Annotated in this window: 21 protein-coding genes; 6 read left to right on the top strand and 15 right to left on the bottom strand. The window is 70.2% G+C overall.

Annotated features, from left to right (window positions below):
• Positions 1-7: 7 nt before the first annotated feature.
• Complete coding sequence (locus ACQHIV_RS09905; protein WP_427893184.1) at positions 8-556, top strand: isochorismatase family protein; 549 nt, start codon at positions 8-10, stop codon at positions 554-556.
• Between the two features lie 28 nt (positions 557-584).
• Here the strand turns inward: ACQHIV_RS09905 and ACQHIV_RS09900 are convergent, their stop codons facing one another.
• Positions 585-1,481 carry an NmrA family NAD(P)-binding protein gene (locus ACQHIV_RS09900; RefSeq protein WP_427893183.1) on the bottom strand — a complete coding sequence of 299 codons (897 nt, stop codon included), beginning with the start codon at positions 1,479-1,481 and terminating at the stop codon, positions 585-587.
• Between the two features lie 75 nt (positions 1,482-1,556).
• On the opposite strand from ACQHIV_RS09900, the gene ACQHIV_RS09895 reads away from it, so the two are divergent.
• On the top strand, positions 1,557-2,261 hold the full coding sequence (locus tag ACQHIV_RS09895; RefSeq protein WP_427893182.1) for a TetR/AcrR family transcriptional regulator: 705 nt from the start codon (positions 1,557-1,559) through the stop codon (positions 2,259-2,261).
• Here the strand turns inward: ACQHIV_RS09895 and ACQHIV_RS09890 are convergent.
• Both ACQHIV_RS09890 and ACQHIV_RS09885 read right to left on the bottom strand, forming a co-directional pair.
• On the bottom strand, positions 2,218-2,919 hold the full coding sequence (locus tag ACQHIV_RS09890; protein WP_427893181.1) for an HAD family hydrolase: 702 nt from the start codon (positions 2,917-2,919) through the stop codon (positions 2,218-2,220). The genes ACQHIV_RS09895 and ACQHIV_RS09890 overlap by 44 nt on opposite strands.
• 48 nt (positions 2,920-2,967) lie before the next feature.
• Positions 2,968-3,903 carry an aldo/keto reductase gene (locus tag ACQHIV_RS09885; RefSeq protein WP_427893180.1) on the bottom strand — a complete coding sequence of 312 codons (936 nt, stop codon included), beginning with the start codon at positions 3,901-3,903 and terminating at the stop codon, positions 2,968-2,970.
• A 61-nt stretch (positions 3,904-3,964) separates the two neighbouring features.
• On the opposite strand from ACQHIV_RS09885, the gene ACQHIV_RS09880 reads away from it, so the two are divergent.
• Positions 3,965-4,807, top strand: coding sequence for an aminoglycoside phosphotransferase family protein (locus tag ACQHIV_RS09880; RefSeq protein WP_427893179.1), 843 nt, complete (start codon positions 3,965-3,967; stop codon positions 4,805-4,807).
• On the opposite strand, the gene ACQHIV_RS09875 is transcribed toward ACQHIV_RS09880, so the two are convergent.
• Positions 4,762-5,220, bottom strand: a complete 459-nt coding sequence (locus ACQHIV_RS09875) for an NUDIX hydrolase (RefSeq protein ID WP_427893178.1) — start codon at positions 5,218-5,220, stop codon at positions 4,762-4,764. The genes ACQHIV_RS09880 and ACQHIV_RS09875 overlap by 46 nt on opposite strands.
• A gap of 76 nt (positions 5,221-5,296) precedes the next feature.
• Between ACQHIV_RS09875 and ACQHIV_RS09870 the strand changes: the two genes are divergently transcribed.
• From ACQHIV_RS09870 to ACQHIV_RS09860, 3 genes are read left to right on the top strand one after another with little or no spacing between them, the layout of a single operon-like run.
• Complete coding sequence (locus ACQHIV_RS09870) at positions 5,297-5,692, top strand: tautomerase family protein (protein ID WP_427893177.1); 396 nt, start codon at positions 5,297-5,299, stop codon at positions 5,690-5,692.
• 2 nt (positions 5,693-5,694) lie between these two features.
• A complete protein-coding gene (locus ACQHIV_RS09865; RefSeq protein ID WP_427893176.1) occupies positions 5,695-6,171 on the top strand; it encodes an NUDIX domain-containing protein in 477 nt (158 codons plus the stop codon).
• On the top strand, positions 6,171-6,902 hold the full coding sequence (locus ACQHIV_RS09860; RefSeq protein WP_427893175.1) for a DUF3626 domain-containing protein: 732 nt from the start codon (positions 6,171-6,173) through the stop codon (positions 6,900-6,902). The genes ACQHIV_RS09865 and ACQHIV_RS09860 overlap by 1 nt, the downstream gene beginning before the upstream one ends.
• Here the strand turns inward: ACQHIV_RS09860 and ACQHIV_RS09855 are convergent.
• From ACQHIV_RS09855 to ACQHIV_RS09805, 11 genes are all read right to left on the bottom strand, one after another.
• Positions 6,899-7,222, bottom strand: a complete 324-nt coding sequence (locus ACQHIV_RS09855) for an ArsR/SmtB family transcription factor (RefSeq protein WP_427893174.1) — start codon at positions 7,220-7,222, stop codon at positions 6,899-6,901. The two genes, ACQHIV_RS09860 and ACQHIV_RS09855, sit on opposite strands and share 4 nt — an antisense overlap.
• Complete coding sequence (locus ACQHIV_RS09850) at positions 7,215-7,643, bottom strand: SRPBCC family protein (RefSeq protein ID WP_427893173.1); 429 nt, start codon at positions 7,641-7,643, stop codon at positions 7,215-7,217. The genes ACQHIV_RS09855 and ACQHIV_RS09850 overlap by 8 nt, the downstream gene beginning before the upstream one ends.
• Before the next feature lie 62 nt (positions 7,644-7,705).
• Positions 7,706-8,929 carry an RNA polymerase sigma factor gene (locus ACQHIV_RS09845; RefSeq protein WP_427893172.1) on the bottom strand — a complete coding sequence of 408 codons (1,224 nt, stop codon included), beginning with the start codon at positions 8,927-8,929 and terminating at the stop codon, positions 7,706-7,708.
• Between the two features lie 17 nt (positions 8,930-8,946).
• On the bottom strand, positions 8,947-9,273 hold the full coding sequence (locus ACQHIV_RS09840) for a YciI family protein (protein WP_380192743.1): 327 nt from the start codon (positions 9,271-9,273) through the stop codon (positions 8,947-8,949).
• A 138-nt stretch (positions 9,274-9,411) separates the two neighbouring features.
• Positions 9,412-9,987: a hypothetical protein gene (locus tag ACQHIV_RS09835; protein WP_427893171.1), complete on the bottom strand. Its 576-nt coding sequence runs from the start codon at positions 9,985-9,987 to the stop codon at positions 9,412-9,414.
• 113 nt (positions 9,988-10,100) lie between these two features.
• The gene (locus ACQHIV_RS09830) at positions 10,101-11,261 is read right to left on the bottom strand and encodes a serine hydrolase domain-containing protein (protein ID WP_427893170.1); all 1,161 of its coding nucleotides are present in this window, start codon (positions 11,259-11,261) and stop codon (positions 10,101-10,103) included.
• 40 nt (positions 11,262-11,301) lie between these two features.
• Positions 11,302-12,573, bottom strand: coding sequence for a serine hydrolase domain-containing protein (locus ACQHIV_RS09825; RefSeq protein ID WP_427893169.1), 1,272 nt, complete (start codon positions 12,571-12,573; stop codon positions 11,302-11,304).
• Positions 12,574-12,581: 8 nt separating this feature from the next.
• Positions 12,582-14,303: an ABC transporter ATP-binding protein gene (locus ACQHIV_RS09820; protein WP_427893168.1), complete on the bottom strand. Its 1,722-nt coding sequence runs from the start codon at positions 14,301-14,303 to the stop codon at positions 12,582-12,584.
• On the bottom strand, positions 14,296-16,047 hold the full coding sequence (locus ACQHIV_RS09815; protein ID WP_427893167.1) for an ABC transporter ATP-binding protein: 1,752 nt from the start codon (positions 16,045-16,047) through the stop codon (positions 14,296-14,298). The genes ACQHIV_RS09820 and ACQHIV_RS09815 overlap by 8 nt, the downstream gene beginning before the upstream one ends.
• A gap of 43 nt (positions 16,048-16,090) precedes the next feature.
• Positions 16,091-16,726 (bottom strand): response regulator, encoded by a 636-nt coding sequence (locus ACQHIV_RS09810; RefSeq protein ID WP_427893166.1) that lies wholly within the window; start codon positions 16,724-16,726, stop codon positions 16,091-16,093.
• Positions 16,723-17,820: a sensor histidine kinase gene (locus ACQHIV_RS09805; RefSeq protein ID WP_427893165.1), complete on the bottom strand. Its 1,098-nt coding sequence runs from the start codon at positions 17,818-17,820 to the stop codon at positions 16,723-16,725. Before ACQHIV_RS09805 ends, ACQHIV_RS09810 begins: the two co-directional genes overlap by 4 nt.
• Between the last annotated feature and the right edge of the window lie 97 nt (positions 17,821-17,917).

The following is a 17,917-nucleotide window of genomic DNA, read 5'->3' as shown; positions in this document are numbered from 1 at the left end:
GCGGCGCATGTCCACGTTGTCCGAGCGGCCGAACACGGCTCTCTTGGTGGTCGACGTACAGACCGGTGTCGTCGGGGAGGCGTACGACCGGAACCAGGTGGTTGCCAACATCGGCATGCTGGTCGGGAAGGCGCGGGCCGGGGGAGTGCCGGTCGTCTGGGTGCAGCACTCCGGCGAGGGCCTGGCGAAGGACTCCGACGAGTGGCAGCTCGTCCCGGAGCTGTCTCGCGAGGACTCCGAGGCGCTCGTCCACAAGACGTACGCGGACTCGTTCGAGGCGACCGACCTGGAGCAGGTGCTGGCCGACGCCGGGATCGGCCATCTGGTGGTCAGCGGCGCGCAGACCGACGAGTGCATCCGCTCGACGATCCACGGCGCGATGGTCCGCGGGTACGACGTGACCCTGGTCGGTGACGCGCACACCACCGAGGACCTGTCCGAGTGGGGCGCGCCGACCCCCGACAAGGTCATTGGCCACACCAACCTCTACTGGGCCAACCACCGCGCACCGGGCCGCACCGCAGCCGTGAAGCAGACCGACGAGGTCACCTTCTGACCGCGGGCGGCGCCGGTTGATCCAGGCCTCAGGGCGTGCGGAGTGGCCCGGCGAGGAGCGCGGCGGTCCCGGATTCGGCGAGCCAGTCGGTCAAGGTGCGGAGGCCGGGGTGGATCACCCGTAGCGCCTCGAGGTCGGCGTGCCAGCGTTGGCCGTCGATCCAGCGCCGGCGAGTTTCGGCGATCTGCGGGTTGAGCGCGGCCGCCTCGTCGTGCGTGAGCTGCTCGTAGCGCAGGGGAACCCCGGTCGCCTCGGCGATCGCCGCGACGGCCTCGACCGGCGTGAGCTCGTCACCGGCCAGCTCCAGCGTCCGCCCCGCGAACCGCTCCGGCTGCTCGAACGCCAGCGCGGCGAACTCCGCGATGTCCTCGAGCGCGATCATCTGCACCGGCTCGTCCGGCGGGAACAGGTGCCGGTGAACCCCGTCGACGAACCCTTCGAGCCCGAGCCCAGGACGCGCGAGGTAGTTCGTCATGAACCGCACCGGCCGGAGCACCGTGACGACCGGGATGTGCGCCCGCAGATACTCCTCCGTACGCCGCTTCCCCGGCGCCGCGAACGCATCACCGGACGTCGACGCGACACCGGTGAACACGACCTGCCGCACACCCACGGCCGCCGCCGCATCAGCCAACGCACGCCCCCGGGCAAACTCCAGCTCCGGATTGCTCCCGTCCGGCCCGTAAACAACCGGCGGTACGGCGAACAACCCGCCGGCCCCCTCCAACGCGGGCGCCAGCGTCGACGGCTCGTCGAAATCCCCGACCACCAACTCCGCCCCCGCCGCCGCGAGAGCCTCCGCGGCAGGCGCCGCCTTGTCCCGGACCAACGCCCGTACCGGCCACCCACCTGCCAGCAATCGGCGAGCGGCAGCCCCACCCTGATTCCCAGTAGCCCCGCTGACCACGACAGTGGTGTTGGTCATGTCGTCTCCCGTACTCGATGGATATCTGGAATACTTCAACCCGGTTGAGCCTGGGCGTACAAGGGGTTTCGTGACATGACCGCAGTGATCAACGGTGGCGATCGGGCCGACGCGCGACGCAACCGGGCCAGGATGCTCACCGCCGCCGGCGAGGCGTTCGCGGCGGACGGCCTGGAGGTTCCGCTGGGGGAGATCGCCCGCCGCGCCGGAGTCGGCGCCGGCACCGTCTACCGGCACTTCCCGACCAAGCAGGCCCTCCTGGAGGCGGTGTTCGTCCAGCACCTCGACGGACTCGTCGCCGCCGGCGAACGGCTGATGGCGCACCTCCCGCCAACGCAGGCACTGTTCGCATTCCTGCAGGAGGTCGTGGAGAAGACCGACAAAGGCGGCCACATCTGCGACGTCGTCGCCGGCGACGCGAGCTGGCCGCACCCGATGCTCACCGCATCGGTCCAGCGCTTCCGTCAGGTCCTGACCGCGCTGCTGCACGCCGCCCAGCGATCCGGCGGCGTCCGCGCCGACCTCGATCCCGACGACGTCGTGGCGCTCACCGTCGGCTGTGCCGCGATCCTCCGTGGCCGCCACGACCGGTCAGCCGGGTTGAGCCTGGTTCGTCTCGTCCTCGACAGCCTGCGCCCGTCCGTCACGGAACAGCCCTTTCGTGACGACCGCTGCGAGGAGTGCGGCACCACCCTTCCGCTCCGGTCCACCGGCCGCCCAGCCCGGTACTGCGGCGCTACCTGCCGGCAGCGAGCCCGTCGTCGCCGCCTCGCAGGCTGAAGCCCAGCACGTCGGTCAACACCCGGATCCGCGGTACGCCGACGTCCGCGTGCGCGTCCTTCCGATCGATCAGCACCGCGCGGATCCCGGCCGCCCGCGCTCCGCGGATGTCGTTCTCGAGCGAGTCGCCGACCATCACGACCCCCTCCGGACCGGCGCCGACCCGTTCGAGCGCGTACGCGAACGCCCGCGGATCCGGCTTGGGTGCGGGCAACTGCTCGCCGGTGATCAGCTCGTCGATCTCCGCGGTCAGCCCCATCCGCTCGAGCTTGTACGTCTGGTGCGCGGTGTTGCCGTTCGTCAGTACGACCGCGCCGAGCCCGGCCGCGCGGACCGCCCGCAACGCGGGTACGGCGTCGTCGTACACGCTCCAGCCCGCCTCGTACCGGCGTACGTAGCTCTCGAACAGCTCGTCGGCCTCGGCGTCGCTCGCCTCCACCCCGAGGAACTCCCGGACCCGCAGCCGCCGCTGCTCGGGGAAAGTCAGCTCCCGCCGCTGATACCGCTGGTAGTGCTTGTCCGACACCGCCGCCCACTGCGCGGCGAGCCGCGGACCGACCAGGCCGTGCTCCGCCGCCCACACCACAACCGCCGCCGCGGCCGCCGACTCGTGGTCGACAAGGGTCCCGTCGAGGTCGAACAGCACCGTCCTGAGCATCCGACGATCGTAGGTGCCCGGGGGAGCGTCCCCCGGGCACCCGCCGGCTCAGTCGATGACCGAATCGAGCGCCGTCAGCTCGTCGGCGGAGAGGACGAGGTCGCCGGCCCGGAGGTTCTCCTCGAGATGGCGCTCGCTGGACGTGCCGGGGATCGCCAGTACGTGCGGCCCGCGGCTCAGCGTCCACGCCAGCCGGACCTGTGCGTCGGTCGCCCCGTGCCGCGCGGCGATCTCCCGCACCGGATCGGACGCCGGCACGCCGCCGGCCTCGCGCGACTCGGCCGTCACCGCGAAGAACGGGACGAACGCGATCCCGAGCTCACCGCAGAGCTGCAGGATTTCGTCGTTCGCCCGTCCGAATCCGACGCTGTACCGATTCTGCACCGCGACCACCGGCGCGATCTCGCGGGCCTCGTACAAATGCGGCACCCGGACATTCGAGATGCCGAGTTGCCGGATCATGCCCTTCGCCTGGAGTTCGGCCAGCGCACCGAAATGCTCGGCGATCGATTCCAGCCGCATCTGCCGGAGGTAGACGAGATCGAGCGTGCCCACGCCGAGCGCCCGCAGCTCGGCCTCGACCAGTCCGCGCAGTTCGTCCGGGCGGGCCAGCCCGTGCTTGGTCGGACCGACCTTGGTCGCGATCACCAGGTCGTCCGGGTACGGCGCGAGCGCCCGCCGGATCACGTCGTTCGCCCAGTCCAGGCTCTCGAACGCGGTCTCGCCGGCCGCTCCGTGGCTGGGGTAGAAGGCGGCGGTGTCGATGTGGTTCACGCCGAGCTCGACGACCCGCCGCAGCAGCGCGATCGCGCGCTCCTGCACGTCCGCCCCGTCGGCCAGCGCAGACCCCGCCAGCCGCTTCGCACCGAAGCCGATCCGGCGAACCCGATCGGCCCCGAGCTGCCAGAATTCCCCGGACTTGCTTTCCGCAATTTCCGATGATAGGTTTAATGGTAGCGAGACATTTTCCTGTGAATTCTGCATTCGGCCAGGATAAATCTTCCAGGGAAATTCGTCCATACTTTTCCTGCACTAATCTGAGTGCGTGCGACTCTCCGATCGGCAACAGGCGTTACTGGATCGCTGGCTTCCGTCCGCGACGATCGTCCGCGACCACAGCTGGGGGCTCGTCGGCACGCTCGTGCTGGAGCTGGAGCAGGACGGCGAGCGGTACATCGCGAAGGCAGCGGACGACGCGGATCACCATCTGGCGCGTGAGATCCATGCCCACCGCAACTGGTTGCGGCCGTGGACCGTGCGGGGGAGAGCGGCCGAGCTCGTGCGGGCGGATGAGGGCGCGAAGTTGCTGGTCACCCGGTTTCTGCCGGGGGAGCTGGTGGAGGGTGCGCCGTACGAGTGGGCGCCCGACACCTATCATCAAGCCGGTGAGCTGTTGCGGGTGTTCCACGAGCAGGCCGCCGTACCGGATGACGAGTACGAGTCGCGGGAGAACGCGCGGCTGCTGAAGTACCTGAGTCAGCCGCATCGGATCGCGCCGGGGCTTGTTGAGCGGCTGCGTACGACGGTTGCCGGCTGGCCGACGCCGCCCGCGGTGCTCGTGCCGACCCACGGCGACTGGCAGCCGCGCAACTGGCTGATCGACGACGGCACGGTCCGCGTCATCGACTACGGCCGCGCGGCGCTCCGGCCGGCGTACACAGATCTGACCCGGCTGGCGGCTCAGCAGTTCGAGGGTCGCGCTGCGCTCGAGGAGGCCTTCCTTGCCGGGTATGGCTCCGACCCACGCGAGCAAGCAGCGTGGGAACGGAATCGCGTGCGCGAGGCGGTCGGCACGACGGTGTGGGCGTACCAGGTCGGCGACGAGGCGTACGAGCAGCAAGGTCACCGCATGATCGCGACCAGCTTCGGCAGCAGGTCGGGTGGATAGATGCCGAACGCCTCCACCTCGGCGGGTCCGGCCCACCGCAGCTCGAAGTGGTTCGTCGGCGAATGCTCGATTGCCTCGTCGCCCGAGAGCTCCGGTACGCCGCTGACGTCCTTGACGCGGAAGTAGTACGCCGGCCGCCCGTTGTGGCTCCCGGTCCACAGCAGCTCGTCGATCACGCCGGTGAGCGTCGTCTCCTCGGTCAACTCCCGCAGCGCCGCGGCGGCAGCCGACTCACCCTGCTCGACGTGCCCGCCGGGAAGTACGGCGTACCGATGGCCGCCGCATTCCGGTCCCGGTACGTCGGCGTACTCGCACATCACGCACTCCGCAGCCGAATCCAGCCGCAGGTACCGCTTCACGATCAGGACCTTGCCGTCACGGAGGACGACGGCGGCGCCGCGCGGGATCTTCATGGGGACCGAGTGTGCCGGGCCGCACCGACATATTTCGCTCGCCGCGGGCAGCTGATCCGTGATGAGATCCGGTGCCATGCCGAGCGCACAGATCGAGATCCGCCGCGAGTACTCCGAGGCCGACGAGACAGGGTTGATCGACGCGGTCCACAACGCGCTGGTCACCGCGTTCCAGATCCCGCCGCAGGACAAGGACATCCGGCTGGTCGTCCACGCACCCCACCGCTTCGCGTGCTCCCCGCGGCTGACCCAGCCCGAGTACTTCACCCTCGTCAGCATCGACTGCTTCGCCGGCCGCTCCATCGCAGCCAAGCGATCCCTCTACACCGAAATAGTCACCAACCTGAAGCCCTTCGGCATCCCCGCCGACCACATCACCATCCTCGTCCGCGACCTCCCCACCACCAACTGGGGCATCCGCGCCGGCCAACCCGCCTCCGACCTGGACCTCGGCTTCAACATCAACGTCTGACGATGCGCTCGGCCCGCCACCTGACGTCGCTGTACCTCGTCCGCGACGGTCGCGTCCTGCTCCTGTACCGCCGCGGCTCGCGCGCGATCGCCGACTCCTGGGTCGGCATCGGCGGCCACCTCGAGCCGAGCGAACTCGCGAACCCGACCGCCGCGGCGCTGCGCGAACTGCACGAGGAACTCGGCATCACTCCCGACCAGCTGACGGACCTCGCCCTCCGGTACGTCGCCGTCCGCGACACCGGCGCTGAGATCCGTACGACGTACTACTACACCGCCGACCTCGACGCGACCGCGACCGTGCCGACCGTGTGCGCCGAGGGTGATCTCGCGTGGTTCGACCTGGGCGAGGATCCCCGGCTGGACATGCCGGTGACGGCGCGGATCGCCTTCACGCACTGGCTTGCCGTCGGTCGAGCTGACCGGAAGCTCCGCTTCATCACGGTGGACGCCGACGGCCGCGAGACGGGACCCGCCTGATGCTCACCGTGCAGTTTCATCCGAACTGGCCGCATGGCGCGCGGATGGTGGTGGAGGCGATGGTGGGGGACGGGGTGTATCGGTCGCAGTTTGCGACCGGGATCTCCAACGGCGGGTTGAGCGCGTTTCCGGGTGGGGACCGGTGGCGGTGGGAGAGTCGGCTGTTCGGCGGGCGGTACGACGACCAGCCGGGCGCGGCTCGGCCGGTGTACGGGGTGTGGAACCGCCGGGCGGATGTGTACGGCGGCGCGATCCGGTTCGGGTCGTCGTACCTGCGGTTGAAGCCGGAGGTGGTCGAGCGAGCGACGTTCTGCTTCCCGGACTCGGCGCGTGACCCGCAGGACTACGGCGGACTGGATTCGCTGCCGCAGTTGTGTGCCTTGGCCGATGCTGCTGAAAACGACGACCTGGACGACTACGTCGAGGCGCACATCCACGGTCCGGTCGAGTTCGCGAAGGATGTCGAGGCGCTGGTGCTCGACCCATCGTTCATCGGGACGCCGGTTGACGTGGCAGCTCGTGGGCTCGGTTGTGCGGTCGAGTACCACCCCGGTTTCCGCGGTACGCCGGCCACCTTCGACCCGGCGTACCGCGGTCCGGAGACCGTCGCGCTGGCGCAACAGCTCGGCCCCGAGTTGACGCCGTACCTGCTCGGCAACGCAGCGCGCGAGCACCCGCCCCAGGCGATCAAGTACGTCTGGCACTGCCTCGCCCGCTACGGCCGCCGCTAGTCGTCCAGCGACAGGTCGTGCAGCTTGGTCAGTGCGCTCGACCAGTACGACTCGTACGTCGAGATCCACGCGCCGAAGGCCGCCTCCAGACCGCCGTCGTCGATCCGGTAGTGCTGGTGCCGTCCCGCCTTCACCGCGACCACCAGCCCGGCAGCGCGCAGCGTCATCAGGTGCTTCGAGATCCCGGATGTCACGAGCTCCGGGAACTCCGCCGCCAGCTCGCCGACCGTCAGCGACCGGCGTTCCATCAGCAGCTCGAGGATCCGCCGCCGCGTCGGATCGGCGATCGCCCGGAACGGGTCCGCGGACTCGTCAGGCAACGCTGCTCACCGCGTCCGCGAGCTGTTCGAGCACCTGGTGCTCGGTCAGTCCGCGCGTGTACGCGTCCCGGGTCCGCCGCCAGGTCGCCGTACCGATGCCGGCGAACCCGTCGTGCGTCAGCGACACCTCCGTACCGTCGCCGGCCGCGCGCAGCTCGACGACCAGCCGTCCGGGATGCGTCCAGCCCGCGTCCTCCTCGAGCCACGACAGCACGAGCCGCCCCTCGGGGACGAGTTCGAGCACGACACCACTGATCCAGGTCTCGCCGTCGGCGCCGAGCATCCGGTAGGCGCCGCCTTCCTGGAGGTCGATCGTGAGCGTCGGCGACAGCCACCGCCGCAGCGCCTCCTCGGTCCCGAACTGCCGCCAGACGACGCTCGGCGGACGCGGGATCGTGATCCCACGGGTCACATCAGCCATCACCATCTCCTTACCATCTGGTAATGCATTACCTCATGGTAAGACGTTCTATGGCAACCCCCTCAGGCCAGTTGATCGCGCCGCCGCGTCAGGTAGGCGACCTCCGCGGTGTTCCCGGACAGCTCGATCGCCGCGTCGTACGCCGCCCGCGAGTCCGCGCTCCGGCCCATCCGGCGGAGCAGGTCGGCGCGGGTCGCGTGGTACGGGTGGTACCCGGACAGCTGGCCGGCGAGCCCGTCGACGATCGCCAGCGCGACCTCGGGCCCGTCCAGCTCCGCGACCGCGATCGCCCGGTTCAGCGTGACGATCGGCGACGGGTCGACACGCGCGAGCTGGCTGTACAGAGCCACGATCTGCGACCAGTCCGTGTCCCGGACGTCCCGGGCCGACGTGTGGACGGCGTTGATCGCCGCCAGGATTTGGTACCGCCCGGGCGCGACCCGGCTCACGATCCGCTCCCGCACCAGTTGGTGGCCCTCGGCAATCATCGCGGTGTCCCACGCGCCCCGGTCCTGCTCGTCGAGCGAGACAAGCTCACCGGTCTGCGAGACCCGCGCGGTACGGCGAGCCTCGGTCAGCAGCATCAACGCGAGCAAGCCGGCGACCTCACCGTCGGCCGGCAGCAGCACCCGGATCAACCGGGTCAGCCGAATCGCCTCGCCCGTCAGCTCGCCCCGTACCGGATCCGTGTCCGGACCAGTAGCCAGGTACCCCTCGTTGAACACCAGGAACAGCACCGCGAGTACGCCGGACACCCGGCCCGGCAGGTCCTCCGCGGCCGGCACCCGGTAGGGGATCCGGGCCGCCTTGATCTTCGCCTTCGCGCGGGTGATCCGCTGACCCATCGCGGTCTCCTGGACGAAGAACGCCCGGGCGATCTCCGGCACGGTCAGCCCGCCGACCATCCGCAGCGTCAGCGCGACCCGGGTCTCCATCGCCAGGGCCGGGTGGCAGCACGTGAAGATCAGCCGCAGCCGCTCGTCGTCGATCACCCCGAGAGGCTCCGGCTGGTCGTCGTACGACATCTGAGCCTCCTTCTGCTTGTCGTCCCGCTTGTTCTCGCGGCGGATCCGGTCGATCGCCTTGCGGTTCGCGGTCGTGGTCAGCCAGGCGCCGGGGTTCGGCGGTACGCCGTCCAGTGGCCAGCGCTCGACCGCGGTCGCGAACGCCTCGGCGGCCGACTCCTCCGCGATGTCCAGGTCCCCGAACCGCTTCGCGAGCGAGGCGACCACCCGCGCCCACTCCTCGCGGTGCGCCCGGGTGATCACTTCCTCCACACCAGTCACAAGTCACTCACAGTCACTCACAGGAACGGCCGCACCTCGAGCCGCCGGTTGCACGCCTTCGACGCGGCCGTCGCGAGCTTCAGCGCGACGTCCAGGTCCGGCGCCTCGAACACCCAGAACCCGGCCAGGTACTCCTTCGACTCCAGGAACGGGCCGTCGGTGAAGATCGGCGGCCCGTCGCCGCGCGCGTCGATCACCGTGGCGTCGCTCGGCGCGCTCAGCCCGCCCGCGAACACCCAGTGCCCGTCGGCCACCAGTTGCTCGTTGAACGCGGTGATCGCCGTCATCTCCTCCTCGGTCGCCGAGCCGGTCCGATGATCGACCACCGAAATCAGGTACTGCATCCCCATCTCCCTTCACCAAGACTGCGTACACCCACGCAACGAACCGCACCACCGCGGTCCGACACGCTCGCGCACAAAAGTGACGGCCTGTCCGGCGAAGGTATCCGCCGGACAGGCCGTCGAGGGGGAGGGGACCCCTCAGTTCTGGGAGGTTTCGGTGATCTGGGCACCGTTCTTGTCGCTGAGTGTCGTGACGCCGGCGATCGCGGTGTTGACGCCGTCCAGGCTGGACAGGTCGCCGCCGGTGATCTTGCTCTTCAGGCCGTCCAGCTGGTTGCCGAGGGCGACCAGCGGCTTTTTCAGGACCTTGCAGAGTGCCGGGCTCGCGTTCACGTCGTCGCTGGCGACCTTGACCTCGTGGGCGATGAACGCGGCCGTCAGGCCGGCCTTGATGGTCGCCTTGAGCCGGCCGTGAGCGCCCTTGGCGAACGTTCCGGCCTTGTACGGCTTCCAGATCCACCGGTGGAAGCTGCCCGCGGCGAGTCCGACGTGCGCCACGAACTTCGTCTTCGCGAACGACTTCGTGTTGCTCGCCGGGCAGGTGTCAGCCGCCGCCGTGGTCGACGCCGACGGGGTGCTTCCCGCGGCCGGCTCGCTCGTGCTGGCCGACGGCGTGGTCGAGGCGGAGCTGTTGTTCTTGGTAGAACCGCCGCAACCACCGAGCAACAGCGCGATGAGCAGCAGCGGGACAGTAGTCAGTACGGACCTGCGCATGGATCTGGTTCCCCGTTCGTGAATCTCCGGCTCGGTGTGAACCGGCACCTCTTCCGGACGATACGACCGAAGAGCGGGCAGACCCGGCAGGACAGGGCAGGTTTTGCCGTTCCTTATGTGAGCGACTGGTACACCGTGGTCCAGAAGTCCCGCTGGAACGGCAGCAGCGGATCACCCGCGTGTGCGCGCTGCTGGATCAGGATCGAGGTCAGCTCCTCGGCCGGATCGTTGTACCAGGCTGTGCCGTAGAACCCGTTCCACCCGTAGCTCCCGGCCGACGGCCCGAGCTGGGTGCGTTCGGTGACGACCCCGAGGCCCAGCCCCCAGCCCGTGGATGCGAAGTACCCCGGATAGAACCCGGACACCGCCCGCTGCTCCGGCGTCAACTGGTTGCTCGTCATCAGCGTGACCGCCGCCCGGGACAGCACCTGTGTGCCCTGGTACGTGCCGCCTGCCAGCATCGCCGACGCGAACGTGAGGTAGTCCTCGGCCGTCGACACCAGCCCGCCGCCACCGCTCTCGAACGCCGGCGGGGTACTCCAGTACCCGGTCTCCGGCGCGTCCTCGACGACCGCGCCGTCCGGCCCGTCCTCATGGTCGTACGCGGTCGCGAACCGGTCGAAGTTGGCCGGATCGACGCTGAACCCGGTGTCCTTCATCCCGAGCGGCTCCAGGATCCGCTCGCGGAGCGCCGTACCGAACGTCTTCCCGGCGGCCCGCTGGATCAGTACGCCGAGCACGGCGGCAGCGGTGTCGTACATCCACCGCTCGCCCGGCTGATGCACCAGCGGCACCTTGCCCAGCCGCCCGACCCACTCGTCCAGGCTCGGCCGGCTGAGCGAGTTGAGGACATCGCCGATCGGCGCGTCCTCGGGCGGCATGCCGGTACCGACGGTGAACGTCAGCACGTCCCGCACCGTGATCGGGCGCGCCGCCGGAACGGTGTCCTCGACCGGCCCGCTGGGATCGGCGAGCACCCGCATGTCCGCCAGCTCGGGAACGAGGTCGTCGACCGGGTCGTCGAGGCGCAGCGTGCAGTCCTCGATGAGCGTCATCGCGCACGCGGCGACGATCGGCTTCGACATCGATGCCAGCCGGACAATCGTGTCGGTCGCCATCGCCGGACTCGAGCTGTCGAACGAGAGCGTGCCCACCGACTCGACGTGCACCTCACCGCGGCGCGCGAGCACCACCAGGGCACCTGGCACGGCACCGGACTCGACCCGTCGCTCGAGCAACTCCCGCAACCGTGTCGACCGCTTCGCCGAAAACATCGTCGTCTCCCTTTCGCCGGGCCACATCCAGTCAACGAACTCAAGCACGCCGTTCCGACAATTCGTGCAGCCGGACGTTCGCGTACGTCGGCGGCGCCTGTGTCAGGTCGAGCATCTCCCCGTTGGAGGAGAGGTAGAAACCAGGCTGGTGCTCGCGCAGCCGGTAGGTCCCGCCACCCCAGTGGTCGATCAGATGTACGCCGTTCTCCTGCCGCAACCGCGCCGTCCCGTCCCGCACACCGGAGACATGGATCGCATAGTCCCGGTTCCATGGCCCGTCCGGCGCGGCCGGCGACCGCTCGGGTACGTCATCGCTGCCGGCGACCGGGTCCTCGGGGGTGGGGACGGCGGAATTCTCGCCGACCAGTTCCCGGAAGATGTCGCTGGCGAGCTTCCACTGCAATGGGTGATCGGTGGAATTCGTCAGTACGACGACGCCGAATCCCGACTCCGGTTCCCAAAACATGTCCGACAGGAACCCGAAACCGCCGCCGCTGTGTCCACGCACCGGAATTCCGTTCATCATCGGCAGCGCGACGCCCAGTCCGTACCCCTGCCCGCTGTACAACTCGGCAAGTTGCGAGCCGTTCGTGAGATGGAACTGCACGTACCGGCATGCGTCGGCGACGGACGTGTACACGCCGCCCGCGGCGACCATCGGCACCCGGACCGGTCGCCGCGAGTACCCCTTCGAATGCCCGATCGCCCGGTCGGCCTCGCGCGCGATCACCCGCGGATCGAACGACGTCCGCTCCAGCCCGAGCGGTGCGAACAACGACCGCCGGACGTACTGGTGGAACGGCGATCCGCTGCGCCGCTGGAGGATGTACCCGGCCAGGTCGATGCCGAGGTTCGAATACTCGAAACGGTCCCCGACCGGAAACCGCAACCAGGTCCCGGAAATGCTCCGGCAATGCGCCTCGAACGATTCCCGTCCGACCAGGTAGTTCGACCCGACCGGCGCCTCATGGGTGAATCCCGCGGTATGACTCAGCAAATGCCGCAGCGTGATCCGCCGTTCCGGATGCTCCTCGAACGCACTCCGCACCCGGAACTCCGGCAGATACCGCACGATCGGCGTATCCAGTTCGACCAGTCCGTCCCGTACGGCGTGCAGCACCGCCGTCGCCGTGTACATCTTCGAGCACGACTGCACGCTGAACATGGTCTCGGTGCCGATCGGTCGGTCCCCACCGGCACGGGTGACGCCGACGGCGCCCGACCACAGCACGGAGCCCGCCGTACAGACCCCGAGCGCCAGGCCAGGCAGCTCGTGGTGCTCGATCTGCTCAGCCAGGCCCGAGAAGTCCATGAACCCTTCTACCGCTCGGCAGGGTCTCCGTGCCAGGCTCGCCACAGCTGCCCGTAGACACCGCCGGCGCTGACGAGCTCGTCGTGGGTCCCGAGCTCGACGAGTTCGCCGTCCTCCAGCACCGCGATCCGGTCGGCGTCGTGCGCGGTCTGCAGGCGGTGCGCGATCGCGATCACCGTCCGGCCGCGCAGTACGCCGGCCAGCGACTGCTCGGTCCGGCGCGCCGTCTTCGGATCCAGCAGCGCGGTCGCCTCGTCGAGGATCAGCGTGTGTGGATCGGCGAGCACGACCCGGGCCAGCGAGAGCTGCTGCGCGCCGGCGTCGTCCAGGTCCTCGCCGGCCTCCGCATCGAGGTCGCCTCGCCAGCCGACCACTCGCAGGGCAGCCTGGAGTTCCTCGTCGGTGGCGCCGGGCTTCGCGATCAGCAGGTTGTCGCGGACCGTGTCGTGGAAGACGTGATGCTCCTGCGTGATCAGTACGACGTGCTCCCGCAGCTGCTCCGGCGGAAGGTCCGCGACCGGCGTACCGCCGATTGTCACCGACCCGGTACGCGGGCGATCCAGCCCGGCGAGCAGGCGGGCGAGCGTTGACTTCCCGGCACCCGACGTACCGACGATCGCGAGCCGTTCACCCGGCTGCACGAGCAGGTCGACGCCGCGGAGTACGTCGCGGGCGCCGGTGTAGCTGAAGTGGGCGTCGCGGACCTGGATGCGGTCGCCGAGGTCCTGCGCCGGTACGGCCGGTCGCGGCTCGGGGATGTCCGCGAGGCCTTCGACCCGTGCGTACGACGCGGCGGCGCCCTGGAGTTGCTCGATCCACAGCATGAGGGTGTCGAGCGGGCCGACGAGCTGGCGCAGGTAGACCGTCGCCGTCACCACGACGCCGAGGCTGACCAGGTTGTCGGCGTACAACGCGCCGCCGACCAGCAGTACGCCGACGACGGGCAGCGCGAGCGAGACGTCGACCCACGGGAACAGGATCGTGCGCAGCCACAGCGTGTCGAGGCGGGCGGTGACCGTGCGGGCGATGGCGGACTCGGTGACCTCGGACCGACGAGCTTCCAGTCCGAGGAGTTCGACCGTACGGGCGCCCTTCGCCGTACTGACGACCGCGTCGGCGAGGTCCGCGCTGGTGGCTCCGACCGCGAGGTAGGCCGGTCGGGCGCGGCGCAGGTACCACCGGACGGCCGCGCCGGCACCGACAAGGCAGAGGAGACCGCAGAGGCCGAGGCGGGGGTCCAGGACCAGTACGGCGGTGATCAGGAAGAGCGCGTGCATGAGCGCGACGAGCACTTCGGGCACGGCGGATCGGAGCGTGAAGGCGACGAGCGAGGCGTCGGTGCTGCCGCGGGCGATCAGGTCGCCGGCGGACAGATGGTCCGCCTCGCGTGCGGGCAGGGCGAGGGCCCGGGCGAGGAAACGCTCGCGGACGCGGGCCGCCGTACGTTCGCCGAAGCGGTACCCGATCTTCAGCGCCCACCACGAGAGCACGGTCTGTACGACGGTGAACACGACCGCGGCGAACGCAAGCCGATCGACGGTGCTGAGCCCGCCGCCGGCGCGGATCGTATCGATGATGCGCCCGAGCAACCACGGCGCCACCAGCCCGGCCGCCGACGCGAGCCCGTTGACGATCACCACCCCGGCGACCGCCCGCCGATCGGCGCCAAGATCCCGGATCGCCGCGGCCCGCACCTCGGCCGCCCCCGCAACCGGCAACTGCCTACTCATCGGCGGCCCTCGAGACGAGGTCTCGGTAGTGCTCGTCGGCGCGCAGCAGGTCCGCGTGTGTCCCGGCCGCGGACAGCTTCCCGTCGACGAGCAGAATCACCTCGTCGGCGCGGTCGAGCACCAGCGGCGACGTAGTGGTGATGACCGTGGTCCTGCCGCGCCTGGCCGCGCGGATGCGCTCGACAACGGCCGCCTCCGTCTTGGCGTCGAGCGCCGACGTCGGCTCGACAGCGAGCAGCACCTCGGGCGCCGCATACACGGCCCGAGCGAGCCGGACACGTTGCCGCTGCCCACCGGACAGATCGGTCCCACCCGCCGCAACCGGCGCGTCCAGCCCACCGGGCAACGCCTCGACCACATCCTCGGCCACCGCCACCCGCAGCGCCGTACGGATCCGGTCGTCCTCCGCGTCCAACCGCCCCGCGACCACCTCCCGCACCGTGCCCGCGAACACCTCGGCATCGTTGTCCGCGACAACCAACCGCCGCCGGAACTCGGCCCGATCCATCCCGTCCACCGGGGCACCCGCCCACGTCACACCAGCCCCGTCCCGTACCCGCCCAAGCCGCTCGATTACGGCGACCGCCTCCGCCGGCCGAGCCGACACCAACGCCGTCAACACCCCCGGTCGAACGACAACCCCGGACTCAGGATCCACCAACGGCCCGCATCCACCCGATACGTCACCACCGCCGTCCTCAGGGACCGGCAGGTTGAGCAGGTCGATGATCCGCTGACCGGCCACCCGAGCGCGAGCGATGTCCCCGCCACCCTCGACAAAGGCGGTCACCGGGACGACCAGCACAGCGACGTACCCGTAAACCGCGACCACGTCCCCGATCGTGATCGCACCGGTCGCCGCCATCCGCGCCGACAACCACACGACCGCCGCGAGGAACAACGCCGGCAACCCTGCGGACAACGCGCCCACCCAACTCGCCGGCCCGGCCACCCGGTACCCATGCCCGATCAGCGCTTGCGACCCCCGCCCGTACCGCTCCGCCACGAACGCCTTTCCACCCAGACCGTTCAGCACCCGCAGCCCGCCGAGGATGTCGACGAGGCGAGTCGTCAGCCGGCCCTGGTGTACCCGGTACGTCCCGCCCGTCCGCTCGATCCGCTGCAGAAACGGCCCGACCGCGACCGCGAGCAGCGGTACACCGGCCAGTACGACGGCCGCGAGCAGCGGGGAGATCGTGAACAGCACGACCGCCACCACGGCGTACGCGATCACCGCACCGACGCCGGGCCCGGTGACGGTCAGCGCCTGGGCGACCGTCAGTACGTCGCTGATCCCGACCGCGACGACCTCGCCCGCGCTCATGCTCCGCGCCAGCGACACACCGAGCCGGGACGTGTGCCGGACCGTCGCACGGACGGAGCGGATCGACGCGTCCGTGCGGATCTTCGTCATCGTGCGGTGGCGTGCGATCCCGAGGAGCGCGTTGAGTACGCCGGCGCCGAGCAGCACCATGACCCACCCGATCAGCGCGCTCGTGTCGCGGGCGGCGAGTCCTTCGTCAACGGCCTTCGACAGCACCCACGGCGGTACGGTCAGGCCGACCATCCAGAAGGTGCCCAGCGCGGCGCCCCAGCCGACGCGGCCGGCCTGTTGGCGCGTGAGCCAGGTCAGGTACCGGTACGGGTTCGCCAGGTCCTTGGCCCGCGGTGGGTTCCAGGTGTCGCGCATCCTGTCCAGCCGCGCGCGCAGACGCCCCCGCCGTACCGCGCCGTCGCTGGTCATCGCCCAGATCCTCGCAGCTCGTGATCGCATTCACAAGGGCGGTCTACACCAGTCCGGACTGCCAGGCCCAGACCGCGACCTCGGTGCGGTTCCGGGCCTTGAGCTTGGTCTGGATGCCGGCGACGTGTCCCTTGACCGTGCTCAGCGAGATGAACAGCTCGGCCGCGATCTCGTGGTTCGTCCGGCCGCGGGCGATCGCGCGGACCACGTCGACCTCGCGATCCGACAGGGGAGTGCGGGCCGTCGTACCGGCCGCGGGTGTCAACCGGCGGAGCAGCCGGACCGTGATGGAGGGGGAGACGAGCGCGTCCCCGGCGTACGCGGCCCGGACCGCCTCGGTGAGCATCGCCGGCCCGGCGTCCTTCAGGATGAACCCGGCCGCGCCGCCGCGGAGCGCTCCGTAGACGTATTCATCGAGGTCGAACGTCGTCACGACGACGACCTTCAACGGCTCGGGTACGTCGGGACCGGCCAGCGCGCGGGTGACCTCGACCCCGTCGAGGCGCGGCATCCGGATGTCGACCAGGCAGACGTCCGGCCGCAGCTCGCGCGCGAGGGCGATCGCCTCGACGCCGTCCGCCGCCTCCGCGACGACGTGGATGTCGGGCTCGTTCTCGAGGATCAGCCGCAGGCCGCTGCGGACCAGCGCCTGGTCGTCGGCGAGCAGCACGCTGATCATCGGGCCGGCTCCAATGGGACAGAGGCCGACACTGCCCAGCCCGTCGGGCCGGGACCTGCTGCGAGGGTGCCGCCCAGCGCCTCGACACGCTCGCGGAGGCCGATCAGTCCGTAGCCTGCGCGCTGATGCCGGGTCGCGGGCTCCGCGTCGTCGATCACCTCGACGGCAACCGTGTGGTGCAGCTGTGCCACGTGGACCGTCACGGTGGTCGCGTGGGCTGCGTGGCGGGCGACGTTGGTCAGCGACTCCTGCACGACTCGGCAGACGGTGATCATCACCTCGGGCGGCCAGGACGGTTCGGTTGCCGGCAGTTGCAACTCGACGGCAGGCCCGCGGTCCTCGAAGCGCTCGACCAGCTCCCGCAGTTCGTCCAGACGGACCGGTCCCGGGACGACGTCGTCGCTCCGGAGCAGGCCGACCATCCGGCGCATCGCCGCCAGCGCGTCGGCCCCGGCGGCCTCGATCCCGGCGAGCGATTCGTCGTACTGCGACGGCGTCCGGCGCCCCACGATCCGCGCGCCCTGTGCCTGCAGGACGATGCCGGAGATGTGGTGGGCGACGACGTCGTGGAGTTCGCGGGCCAGCTCGAGCCGCTCGTCCTGGCGGATCCGTTCGGCGGCGGCGTGGCGCCGTACGTCCCTGATCCGCACCGCCGAACCGGCGACAACCGCGACGAGCCAACCGGCCACGTTCACGGTGCCGATGCCTGAGCTGTGGCCGACCAACACGCTGCCTACGGCAACAATCAGCCCGCCGGCGGCCACTGCCACCGCCTTGGCGATCGGCAGCGTGGCTACGCCCGAGCCGACCAACACGGCCAGCCCAACCGCCATCGCAGGCCCCGGCTCCGTGGGCAGACCCGCCGTCCACGCGACGAGGCCTGTGACGAAGGCGATCCCCAGACCCGCGACCGCCGGGCGCCACTGGTCGTGTCGCCGCAGCAGTGCGATCACCCCGACGACCGCGCCCGCCACCGTGTCCAGGATCCAGTACTGCGGTCCCCAGACGGTTGCGAGCTGGTACGCCGAGTATCCGAGCAGCGCGAGTACGACGCCGCCGAGCGCGACGTCCGTACTCGTTCTCGCAAAGCGCACCGGTTCAGCGTACGGAACGGACGCCGGCGGTCAGAACCGGCCGAAAGTACTGTCCGAACGTACTTCCGGCCGCTGCCGCCCGCCGCTCGCGCCGGTC

Origin of the sequence: Kribbella polygonati, assembly GCF_050320105.1 — a bacterium.
Classification (GTDB): domain Bacteria; phylum Actinomycetota; class Actinomycetes; order Propionibacteriales; family Kribbellaceae; genus Kribbella.
This window is presented reverse-complemented; position numbering and strand designations above follow the sequence as displayed.